Here is a 10,237-nt window from a genome sequence, read left to right on the forward strand (position 1 = left end):
TCAGGTTGACGGTCTTAGACGTCAGTGAGCCGGAAAGCGTCTCCTCGATCAGCGAAAGAAGGGTGTCGATGCCCCTGCCCGTCTGGGCGGAGACGGCAGCGACCCTGGCGCCGACCCCGGAGTTCTGTTCCATGGCAGCGATGTCGGCCTCGGCAAGCAGGTCGATCTTGTTCCACACCTCGATGATATCGGTCGATCGCGCGCCGGGCCTGTTGACGCCCAGTTCGTCCAGAATGCGCATCACATCGGCGCAGTGGGCCTGGTTGTCGGGATCGGCCATATCGCGCACATGCAAGATGAGGTCCGCCTCCAGCACCTCTTCGAGCGTCGCCCTGAAAGCGGCCACAAGATGGGTCGGAAGATCCGAAATGAAGCCGACCGTATCCGAAAGAATGACCATGCGGCCGTGCGGAAGCGACATGCGTCTGAGGGTCGGATCCAGCGTTGCAAAAAGCATATCCTCGGCAAGCACCTGCGCTCCGGTGATCCGGTTGAAGAGCGTGGACTTGCCGGCATTGGTATAGCCGACGAGCGCGACGACCGGGTGTGGCACCTTCTTGCGTTTCGATCTGTGCAGATGCCGTGTTCTGCGCACCTGTTCGAGCTCGCGCTCCAGGCGCGTGATTTTCTCCTGCAGGATACGACGGTCGGCCTCGATCTGCGTCTCGCCAGGCCCGCCCATGAACCCGGCGCCGCCACGCTGGCGCTCAAGGTGCGTCCAGCTGCGGACCAGCCGGCCTTTCTGGTAGTTCAGATGCGCAAGTTCGACCTGAAGAACACCCTCGCGTGTCGAGGCTCTTCGCCCGAAAATCTCCAGAATAAGCCCGGTCCGGTCGATGACCTTGGCCTTCCATGCCTTTTCAAGATTACGCTGCTGCACCGGGGTCAGCGGATGGTCGACCACCACAAGACCGGCATCCAGGCTGACAAGCAGTCCGGCGATCTCATCGACCTTGCCCGATCCGATAAGGGTTGACGGGCGCGCCGTGTTCAGCGCCACTACGCCGGCGTGGACAACCTGAAGATCGATCGCCTCGGCAAGACCGACCGCCTCCGCGAGCCGCGCCTCGCCCGGTCGCGACAGCCGCGACAGGTCGTCGCCGGCGCTCTGACTGGCGGCGGATTTCAGCACCGGCACAATCACCAGGGCGCTGGTGGCATTGCCTCGCCCGTCGTGGTCGCGCTCGCTATATTGAATACCTAGATCGTGTTTGTTCTGATCAGCCTTCACGGCTTGGCTCTTCGCCCTCAAACATCTGAATCGGTTGCCCCGGCATGATGGTCGAAATCGCATGCTTGTAGACGAGCTGAGAGTGGCCGTCACGACGCAAAAGCACGCAGAAATTGTCGAAAGACGTGACGACGCCGGTCAGCTTCACACCGTTGATCAGGAATATCGTGAGCGGTACCTTCTGTTTTCTGACAGTATTGAGAAATTGATCCTGCAAATTCTGGGAACGCTCCGCCATTGCGCCAGTTTTCCTTGTCCTTACCGGTTTTTTCTTTTTTCGGCTGTACCGCAATCCGATCGCGGGACTTTACTCTCCGAGGCAGTAGCCTTTCTTTCGACTTCACACCTTCCAGTTGGTTATCAAATCGCCGCAATTTCCGCAATGTAAAATGCGTGCGACATTTCACTTTGGTTGTCTTATCCAGATAATAATAATTAACGGTTGTACCAGTAGCGGACATTCAGAACTGCAAATATCACAAGCACTTCAAGCCGTCCGATGGTCATGATGGCGATCGAAAGCAGGTAGGTTGCCTGATGCGGCAGCGCTCTGAACGCCGGCCAGTTGGCGGTCGCGCTTTCATCGCCCAGCGGGCGCAAGGCGTCATAGACCGGACTGGCGTTGGAGAAGAACGAAACGGACATGACGATGGCCGCTTCAAAGCCTGTTCCCGTCAAGGCCAGCAATGCAGCGCCCAGACCGATAACAAGGACGGCAATAATGAAATAGGTCCAGATGGCCTGGATCGCGCTGCGCTCGATTATGAGGTCTCCGAACTTGTGACGGTCCACGCTGTTCGGAAAAATCAGCCGGTTGAGCTCCGCCACGGTATAGACCCACATGGCGCCGATCCGGAACACCTTGACGCCCCCGGAGGTCGAGTAGACCCCTGCCCCGACGAAAATCACGGCAAGAACCAATATGTGCGGCATCAGCGCGATGACGCCCGGCCGGGTCTCGATGCCGCTGGTCGCAACCAGAGAGGAGGCGGTGAAAAAGCCCTCCTGGATCGCCGACAGAAGACTGTTGCCGACCGCGCTGCCCGATATGTCGGCGATTCGCACCGCATAGGCGATCGTCAGGGCGACAATCACGGCGACGACGATCTTGGCCTCCAGATTGTTCTGAAAAATGTGCTGCGGCCGTCTGATAATCTGGCGGCGCCAGAAAACGCTCATGGTCCCAAGGCAAAGGCCCAATGCCATCACGGTCGCCGCTCCGCGGCCGATGGCTTCCTCCAGCGGCCCGCTGAAGGGCAGGAAGCCGCCCGTGGCCGCCGAAATCATGCCGAGCATCATGGCATTGAGCGGAGGAACGCCGAAGAGCATGAGCCCGAGACAGATCAGACCCGTGATCAAAGTATATTGCAGCGCGAGCGCCCGGTAGGTTTCGACCTTGAAGAGGGAATCTTCAGGTCCGCCGGACAAAAGGCGGCTGCCGGTCCCCTGCAAGCCTCCGAACCCCGCCGGCGCCAGAACATGCACGATGGATGCGAGCGCAAGAAACCCGCCATACCATTCCGTCGCGCTGCGCCAGAAAAGAAGCGCCCGCGGCGCTTCTTCGCGCTGCAGGACCGACGCGCCCGAGGTGGTGAGCGCGGCGACCGCTTCGAACCATGCGGGGATAAATGGAAGGTCCGCAAGCACGACGTAAAACAGGCCGGCTATGAGCGGTGTGACCGACCAGACACCCACCAGCGCCAGATAGGTAAACGCCCTCTCGGTCTTCACGACTCGCCCCGAGAGCGCGGTTGTCACGGAAACCGCGACAAAACCGCCGACCGCAAAGAGCAGCAGCATATCGACGGCCAGACCGATCTCGGAATTGGCAAAGGCGATCAGCACCGCTGGCAACAGGAGAACAAGCAGACCGGAAACCGCCATGGTTATGAGGAAAAGAACCGCGCCCATGCGTCACGCCAACCCCGGTTGCTTAAAAGAATTCAAGGCTGACCCGGAACAACTGTTCAACATGGCGCACCGCCTCCGCCCTCGCCAGCAGGACGACGCGGTCACCGGTCTTGATCTTGCTGTCTCCATGCGGCCGCAGCACCTCGCCGTCGCGGTAGAGTGCGCCGAGCCTGATACCGTGGGGCAAATCCAGTTCGCGCAGTTCCTTGTCGACGATTGGAGAGGTCTCCAGGGCCTGGGCTTCGATCACTTCAGCCGCGCCCTGCTGGACGCTGTGCACAGCAAGGATGCGGCCGCGGCGCACATGTTGCAGGATACGCGAGATCGTCACGGCCCGCGGGCTGACATGCGCATCAATGCCCAGTGTCCGCGTAAAATCCAGAAATGCCGGACTGTTGATAAGGGCCAGGTTCGATTTGCAGCCGAGTCGCTTGGCCATGACGCTGGAGAGGATATTGACCTGGTCGTCATTGGTAAGCGCGACCATCAGATCCGCATCCTGTATGTCGGCCTCCACCAGTATCTGCTGATCCAGGGATGATCCGTTGAGGACCACGGTTCGATTGAGTTCGTCGGCGATCCTCACAGCCCTGTTGCGATCGTTCTCGATCATCTTGACTTTTGTGCGCGCCTGCCTTTCCTCGATGGTCTTGGCAACGAAAAAACCTATATTGCCGCCGCCGGCAATGACGATCCGTGTCGCCTCCGGTTCTTCGTGACCGAAAAGGCCGAGCGTTCGACGCACATGGCCGCGGTCGCAGATGACATAGGCGAGATCGCCGGTAATGAGCTGATCGCTTGAGCGCGGCACGATGAGATTTCCGTCCCGCCAGACGCCGGCCACCGTTGCCGTCAGGTCCGGGAAGAGATCGCTCAACTGCTCAAGCGGCGTGTTGACCACCGGGCAATCCTCCAGACATTCGATCGCGACCATTGTGATCAGATCGTCTGAAAACCGCACCGCGTCGTTCGCGCCGGGCAACGCTATGCGCCGGAGCACCATTTGCCCGACCTCGATTTCCGGCGAGATGATGACATCAATCGGCATGTTGTCGCGCGAGAACAGATCCGAATAGTGCGACGCGAGATAGCTCTGCGCGCGGATACGGGCAATCTTGGTCGGCACATTGAACAGCGAGTGTGCCACCTGGCAGGCCACCATGTTAACCTCGTCATAGAGGGTTACGGCGATAATCATATCCGCCTGGTCCGCCCCGGCCGACGCAAGGACTTCAGGATGTGCGCCATGGCCCAGATAGCCGCGCACATCCAGCGACTCGCGAATCGCGTGGATCAAAGATGGAGATGTGTCGATGACCGATACGTCGTTGTCTTCGGTCGAAAGCCGCTCGGCAATGCCGTAGCCGACGCGCCCCGCCCCGCATATGATGACTTTCATCTTAATCCAGACTTGCTTGTCTTATGATTTTTCCTGCCATTGTGCGAAGAATGCGGTCCCCAAGGCTATCTTATAGACCAAGCGTTTTCAGCTTTCTATGCAAAGCCGACCGTTCCATACCGACGAATTCCGCCGTTTTGGAAATGTTTCCACCGAAACGGTTAATCTGCGCGACGAGATATTCCCGTTCGAACAATTCGCGCGCCTCCCGCAGCGGCAGCGTCATCACATGGCTTTCATCCTCGTTCGCGACATTCGGCAGCATCTCGCCGATTTCCTTCGGCAGCATGTCCGCGCTGATCGGCGTGTTGGACGCATCGCCCCGGGTCAGGATCATCAGCCGCTCGATATTGTTCCTCAACTGCCGGATGTTTCCGGGCCAGTCATGAGCCTGGAGCACGGCCATGGCGTCATCGCCGATCGGCCTCGCCTTGATGCCCACATGTTCGCTGATCTGTTTCATGAACTGATCCACCAGGAAGGGGATATCCTCCCGCCGCTCGGCAAGCGAGGGAACGCGTACCGGAACGACGGCCAGCCGGTGATAAAGATCTTCGCGGAATTTGCCTTCCGTGATCAGGTGTTCGAGATTGCGTGATGTCGAGGAAATCACGCGGATATCGACGCGCACCCGCTTCGATCCGCCGACACGCTCGAATTGCTGATCGACCAGCACTCTGAGAATCTTGTTCTGGGTCCCTTTGGGCATATCGGCGATCTCGTCGAGATAGAGAATGCCGCCATGGGCCTCTTCCAGCGCGCCGATCTTGCGTTCCTGCCCATTCGCTGCCTCCGTGCCGAACAGCGCGATTTCCATTCTGTCGGGGGTGATCGCGGCCGCATTGAGAGCGACAAACGGTCCGTCCTTGCGCGTGGATTGGCCGTGAATCAGCCTTGCGACGAGTTCCTTGCCGGCGCCGGACGGCCCGAGGATCATGACCCGGCTGTTTGTCGGCGCAACCTTCTCGATGAGCTGGCGCAACTGGGAAATGGCGACGGACGTTCCGGTCAGATCCATCGGATCGCCGGACCGGCGCTTCAGTTCATCCACCTCGCGCTTGAGATTGGACGTCTCCAGCGCCCTTTCGGCCACAAGCACCAGGCGATCGGCCTTGAACGGCTTTTCGATGAAGTCGTAGGCGCCGCGCCGGATCGCCGAGACGGCGGTCTCGATATTGCCGTGGCCCGATATCATGACGACGGGAAGTTGCGGGTGGCGGGCCTTGATCTCGTCAAGCAGCGCCAGCCCGTCGAGTTTGCTGCCCTGCAGCCAGATATCCAGGAAGACGAGGCGCGGCACGCGCTCCGCAATGGATTGCAGGGCGCTCTCGCTGTCTCCCGCGGTCCGCGTTTCGTGACCTTCGTCGGACAGGATACCCGATACAAGCTCGCGGATATCCTCCTCGTCATCAACAACCAGAATGTCAGACGCCATCTGCTCGTATCTCTCCCATCGCGTTTGAGCTGCTTTTTTCCGGCCCGGCCGGCAATTTCACGCGAATCATCGCACCACCATCAGGATCGAAATCGCGCGGCGCATCGTAGAGCTCGAGAATACCGCCATGTTCGTCGATAATCTTCTTCACGATGGCCAGGCCAAGCCCGGTTCCCTTGTCCCGCATCGTCATGTAGGGCTCGAAAATGCGGTTCCTGTTTTCCACCGGAAGCCCCTTGCCGTTGTCAATGACATCCACCTGCAGCATCCCGTCGGACAGGCGGCTCGCCCGAACGAGAATCCGCCGCCCCTCACGCGTCTGTTCCGCCCCGACCGCATCGATCGCCTCACTGGCATTCTTGATCAGATTGCCGAAAGCCTGCCCGAGCATGCGCGCATCGAAAAAACCCGGCAGCGGCTGTTCGCCGAACGCACGAATGAACTCAATGTCGTTACGGCTGACTTCGCGCAGGAATATGGCGTCCTTGAGAATATCGCGCAGATCATGCTCTTCCTTGACCGGTTTCGGCATGCGTGCAAACGCCGAGAATTCGTCGACCATGCGTCCGATATCCTCGACCTGGCGCACGATCGTGTCCGTGCACTGGTCGAAAACGGCGCGATCGTCATCTTCTATCTGACGGCCGTAACGCCGCCTGATCCGTTCGGCAGAGAGCTGGATCGGCGTGAGCGGGTTCTTGATCTCATGGGCAATGCGCCTTGCCACCTCGGCCCACGCCGTCGAGCGCTGCGCGATGACCAGGTCGGTGATGTCGTCAAGCGTGATCACATAGGATTCAAGGCCCTGATGAGGCCCCTCTCTCGTTGCCTGCACGTTGAGGGTCCGTTCCTGACCGTCGCGCATGATCATGACCTGGCTGCGGTATTCGCTGCGTTGCCAGATCGACGCGCTTTCAAGAACAGTCGAGATTTCCGGCGCAATGTCCGCCAGCAGGCGGCCGGTCAGTTTTCCCGGCTCGGCGCCAAGCATGATCTCGGCGGAGCGGTTGGCGATCGAAATCAATCCGTCGTCATGGACGCCGATAACGCCCGCGGTAACCCCTGAGAGGACCGCCTCGGTAAACCGCCGGCGCTCGTCCATCTCGTCACGGGCGGAGATAATTTCATCGCGCTGAACTTTAAGTTCCTCTATCATATTGTTGAATGTCTTTGATAAATTCCCAACGTCACCGTCGGAGGCTTTAACCGGAACGACCACGTCCATGTCCCCCCTGGCGACATCGTCGGCCGCCCCGATCAACTGCCGTATCGGCCGAACGATGCGGTCGGCGACAGCGATCGCCGTCCATATCGCGGACAACAGCACGATCAGCGCAAAGCCGAGATAAAGGATGGCAAAGGCCAGCTGGATCGGCCGCCTGTCCTCTTCCAGCGCCTGGTACTCCTCGGTGTTTTCCTCGACAAGCCGCATCGATCGTATCACCGACGGGTCGACGGCGCGGATCGTGTAAAGGAACGCGCCCGGAATGTTCTGCAGCTTGATGACCGCGCCGACGAGGTTGGTGACACCCGGCGGAATGAGGGCCGGCTCGCCCTTGGCCGCCACAGCGATCGCGGCCTCGGGCACGCCCGGCAGGGGATTGTCCGTCTCGATATCGGCGCGCACGATCACGCTGCCATCCTCGCGCACCACGCTCGCCGCCAGCAGGCCGCGGCCGATCGCCTGGCGTGTCACCAACACGTTGAAACCGGTCCGGTCCAGACTGTAGAGCGTACGTGCCGAATCGAGGTCGTTGGCCATCGACACCGTCTGCCCCTGAAGGTAACGGGCATTTTCATTGACATAGGCCTGGGCCACGCTCAGCGAGGAATTGACGATCTCCTTGGTGCGGATCGAGAACCATCGGTCGAGGCCGATATCGAGCGTAATGCTCGCGACAATGGCAACGAGGATGGCCGGCAGGATCGCGACGACGCTGAAAAGACCGATGATACGCACATGAAGCCGCGAGGCTGCGCGCCCGCGGCGGCGGGCTGCCAGTATATTCGCGATCTCCCTTATGATCAGACCGATCAGGCCAAGCACAAAGACGAGGTTGACGATGACCGCCGTCAGCACGACCTCGTTGCGCGGCGCGATGGGGGTAAGACCCATCAGGATGACGAATGAGACAATGGCGCTCAGGAGCGCGCAGATGACGATGACAATGCCCGGCAATGCAAGCACCCTGCGACGGTCGGTCCTTGCCGCCGAACGCGCTGCTGGCGTTCCGTCCATCGACGATAGTGTGCCGCCGGCGGTCATGCGGTCCCCAAGATTGCTTTGCACGTGATTGCGTTCAGATGTGCCATGTTCTGCGTTGCCATATTGCAACGCATTGTGACGAAAATGCAACGCACATCAAGCCCAGTCAAGCACTCCTGGGTGACCGGTAAACTGAAACACCAAGTTCTCTTATTTTTTTTCGCAGAGTATTTCGGTTCAACCCCAGTAATTCCGCCGCCTTTATTTGATTTCCATGCGTTGCGGTCAGCGCGGCAAGAACAAGCGGGTACTCCACTTCCTCCAATACACGGTGATAGAGCCCGGGGGGCGGAAGTTCGTCGCCGAACTGTGAAAAATAGCGGCGCATATTCTCCTCGACCGATTGAGCGATCGTCGCATTGCCCGGCGCGCCGCCGATCGGGCTTGTGACATCCTCACCGCTTTCGCTTCTCAATTCCGTATCGACGATCTCCTCGGTGATCGCATCCTGTGGATAGAGCGCCGTGATCCTGCGCACGAAATTTTCCAGTTCGCGCACATTTCCGGGCCAGGGATAACGTTTCAGCCTCTCAAGCGTCGAACGCTCGAAGCGCTTCGCCTGAAGGCCCTCTTTCTCCGCCTCATTGCTGAAATGGCGGACCAGATCCGGAATGTCCTCAGCGCGGTCGCGCAGCGGCGGCAAACGCAGCGGAACGACGTTCAGCCTGTAGAACAGATCTTCGCGGAAAAGACCCTGATTGATGGACGTCTTCAGGTCCTTGTTGGTCGCCGCGACAATCCGCACATCCGTGCGGATCGGCGTGCGTCCCCCGACCGTCGTATATTCTCCCTGCTGCAGCACCCGCAGCAGGCGCGTTTGCGCATCCATCGGCATATCGCCGATCTCGTCGAGGAAAAGCGTTCCGCCCTCCGCCTGTTCGAAACGGCCGCTGGAGCGCGTCTGCGCCCCGGTAAAGGCGCCCTTCTCGTGCCCGAAAAGCTCCGACTCGATGAGGTCTCTGGGAATAGCAGCCATGTTGATGGCAACAAACGGTCCGTTTCTGCGCTTGCCGTAATCGTGCAGCGCGCGCGCCACCAGTTCCTTTCCGGTGCCTGACTCGCCCGTGATCATCAAGGTCAGGTCGGTCTGCATAAGGCGCGCGAGCACGCGGTAGATTTCCTGCATGGCGGCCGACCGCCCGACAAGCGGCATGCCCTCGCCCAGATCCTCGTCCTTTTGCGTCGCCGCAGGCTTCGGTTCGGAAAGCGCACGTCCGACGATGGAGATCATCTCGGTAAGGTCAAACGGCTTTGGCAGATATTCATAGGCGCCGCGTTCGGACGCCTTGATCGCCGTCATGAACGTGTTTTGCGCGCTCATGACAAGAACCGGCAGATCGGGACGCGCTTTCTTGATGCGCGGCAGGAGATCAAAGGCGTTTTCATCCGGCATGACGACATCGGTGACCACCAGATCGCCGTCACCGGCGGCCACCCAGCGCCAAAGCGTCGCCGCATTCGACGTGATGCGCACATCGTAACCGGCGCGTGAAAGGGCCTGATTGAGAACCGTGCGGATTGCCGCATCGTCGTCGGCAACCAGGATTGTCGCTTTACTCATGAACCTGTCTCCCCGGACACCGGTTTGGTGTCCTTCGATGCCGGCATCAAAATTCTGAAAACGGTCCTGTTGCCGTGGCTGTCGCACTCGACAATGCCGCCGTGATCGCCGACGATCTTCGCGACCAGCGCAAGACCAAGTCCCGAACCGTTGATCTTCGTGGTGATGAAGGGATCAAACAGATGCGGCAGGATATCGGACGGAACGCCCGGGCCGTTGTCCTGAACGCAAAACTCCAGCGGCAATGACACGCGCTCGCCGGCGCCCGGTATGGACAGCCTCATGCCGGGCCTGTAGGCCGTCGTCAGCGTGATCTCTCCATTGGCCTGTTCGCCCAGGGCCTCGCTCGCATTCTTGATCAGATTGAGGAAGACCTGGACCAACTGGTCGCGATTGGCGAAGACCGGCGGCAAGGACGGGTCGTAGTTCTCCAC

The 10,237-nt window shown here is 59.8% G+C and carries 8 protein-coding genes; all 8 read right to left on the reverse strand.

Translation table 11 applies throughout. The annotated features are described in order from the left end of the window. Positions 1–1,198 (reverse strand): GTPase HflX (gene hflX, locus AC5E6N_RS20855; RefSeq protein ID WP_491749621.1); only part of this gene is annotated, 1,198 nt, incomplete at its 3' end. Between the two features lie 22 nt (positions 1,199–1,220). Then, on the reverse strand, positions 1,221–1,469 hold the full coding sequence (gene hfq, locus AC5E6N_RS20860) for an RNA chaperone Hfq (RefSeq protein WP_267989959.1): 249 nt from the start codon (positions 1,467–1,469) through the stop codon (positions 1,221–1,223). Positions 1,470–1,666: 197 nt separating this feature from the next. Continuing rightward, positions 1,667–3,142 (reverse strand): hypothetical protein, encoded by a 1,476-nt coding sequence (locus AC5E6N_RS20865; protein WP_491749616.1) that lies wholly within the window; start codon positions 3,140–3,142, stop codon positions 1,667–1,669. A 22-nt stretch (positions 3,143–3,164) separates the two neighbouring features. Beyond that, a complete protein-coding gene (trkA, locus tag AC5E6N_RS20870; RefSeq protein WP_491749617.1) occupies positions 3,165–4,541 on the reverse strand; it encodes a Trk system potassium transporter TrkA in 1,377 nt (458 codons plus the stop codon). 70 nt (positions 4,542–4,611) lie between these two features. Beyond that, positions 4,612–5,976 carry a nitrogen assimilation response regulator NtrX gene (gene ntrX, locus AC5E6N_RS20875; protein ID WP_491749618.1) on the reverse strand — a complete coding sequence of 455 codons (1,365 nt, stop codon included), beginning with the start codon at positions 5,974–5,976 and terminating at the stop codon, positions 4,612–4,614. Further along, positions 5,966–8,215, reverse strand: coding sequence for a sensor histidine kinase NtrY-like (locus tag AC5E6N_RS20880; RefSeq protein WP_491749622.1), 2,250 nt, complete (start codon positions 8,213–8,215; stop codon positions 5,966–5,968). The genes ntrX and AC5E6N_RS20880 overlap by 11 nt, the downstream gene beginning before the upstream one ends. A 133-nt stretch (positions 8,216–8,348) precedes the next feature. Next, the gene (gene ntrC / locus AC5E6N_RS20885; RefSeq protein ID WP_491749619.1) at positions 8,349–9,803 is read right to left on the reverse strand and encodes a nitrogen regulation protein NR(I); all 1,455 of its coding nucleotides are present in this window, start codon (positions 9,801–9,803) and stop codon (positions 8,349–8,351) included. Next, positions 9,800–10,237: two-component system sensor histidine kinase NtrB (locus tag AC5E6N_RS20890; RefSeq protein ID WP_491749620.1), on the reverse strand; the 438-nt coding region annotated here is incomplete at its 5' end. The genes AC5E6N_RS20890 and ntrC, both read right to left, overlap by 4 nt.

The sequence above is a fragment of the Hoeflea sp. genome (assembly GCF_984452065.1).

Bases quoted from the DNA above. Each gene is read 5' to 3' on its own strand.
- hfq (WP_267989959.1), bottom strand. From the start codon at position 1,469: ATGGCGGAGCGTTCCCAGAATTTGCAGGATCAATTTCTCAATACTGTC.
- AC5E6N_RS20865 (WP_491749616.1), bottom strand. From the start codon at position 3,142: ATGGGCGCGGTTCTTTTCCTCATAACCATGGCGGTTTCCGGTCTGCTT.
- trkA (WP_491749617.1), bottom strand. From the start codon at position 4,541: ATGAAAGTCATCATATGCGGGGCGGGGCGCGTCGGCTACGGCATTGCC.
- ntrX (WP_491749618.1), bottom strand. From the start codon at position 5,976: ATGGCGTCTGACATTCTGGTTGTTGATGACGAGGAGGATATCCGCGAG.
- AC5E6N_RS20880 (WP_491749622.1), bottom strand. From the start codon at position 8,215: ATGGACGGAACGCCAGCAGCGCGTTCGGCGGCAAGGACCGACCGTCGC.
- ntrC (WP_491749619.1), bottom strand. From the start codon at position 9,803: ATGAGTAAAGCGACAATCCTGGTTGCCGACGACGATGCGGCAATCCGC.